The organism is Stutzerimonas stutzeri, from assembly GCF_000935215.1.
In the GTDB taxonomy this organism is placed as follows: domain Bacteria; phylum Pseudomonadota; class Gammaproteobacteria; order Pseudomonadales; family Pseudomonadaceae; genus Stutzerimonas.
The window spans coordinates 1-1,046 of the sequence record NZ_JXXD01000264.1; the positions used below are offsets into that span (position 1 = coordinate 1).

At 57.9% G+C, this 1,046-nt stretch carries 2 pseudogenes; both read right to left on the reverse strand.

From position 1 onward, the window contains the following. Positions 1–601 (reverse strand): annotated as a pseudogene (locus tag LO50_RS21555) (hypothetical protein); the annotation flags it as partial. A gap of 9 nt (positions 602–610) precedes the next feature. Then, positions 611–1,046: pseudogene (locus LO50_RS21560) on the reverse strand (hypothetical protein); the annotation flags it as partial.

The window sequence follows — 1,046 nt, forward strand, 5'->3', positions numbered from 1 at the left end:
CGCCCATATTGTCGTAATCGAAGATCGTGACCATGCCGGTGCGGCGGTTGAACTCCCACAGTGGGCCTTTGGAGGGCCGGATAACCCAGTTTGGCAGCTTATGGACGACGAGCGAGCCTATGGCCCAGCAGGCGAGGGGAGGCGCTAAAAAAACTGGTGCGCTATCGATCGCGGCATGAAAGAACGCCGAGAAGAATCCGGATTTAGATTCATAGGCTTCCATCAGCAAAGGAAAAGGTAAGAGCAACAAGAAAGCCCAAAAAACAAAGCGCCCCCCTCCCCACAGATAAAACCAGAACAGGCTGCGTTTGGAGAGTGACGCATGTCGATAGCGTTCGTGATTGATGATCTGGTGGTAATCCAGCAGTTCGTAGGCTTCTCGTTGCTCCTCCCCTGTTTCCAGCGCGTGCTCGTAGCGTTCAACATCTCGCAGGCCCGCGGGGGATGTATGGCTCAGCATGCTATGCGGCACGATATCCTCGGTATGCCCCCAGGGCAGGCGCGAGCTGCCAAAGCGGAACAACCAACTGCGCTTGACCGCTGCTGGCTGGTCGGGAATGCGCGCTGGCTGGTAGGCGCTGGGGCTGTAGTGGGAAGTCATGGGGGGCAATCAATCGGCATAACGTACATGGCGAGCCATGATGTTGAGGCGGCCTGTGATGTCATAGGCATTGACCCGGCTCAGGTTCTGCGTCAGTTGCGCTTCCCAGGTTTTATCGTCCATATCACGCCAGTAGCGTTCGGGGCGGCCCGTGCGGCGGTCATGTGCCGCCGTGGTCGGGTCGTTTGCGCGGTGTTTCTCGAACAGTAGGATATCCGGCAGCGGGCGGCCGATGTCCATGTAGTTCTGCAGAAAATCCCAGGCAGCGAAGTGCGGCGCCATGCTGGAGTCCTTTGAAACGATGGGGCTGAGGTCGATGGCCAAGTCGTGATAGCGATGCACCAGATGCAACTGATGCCAGATCAGGCCCTGCCGGTCTGGGCCGCTGCTGATATAGGTATCGAACTCATGAAAGGGGTAGGTGAACTCACCGATGGTGCCGCTG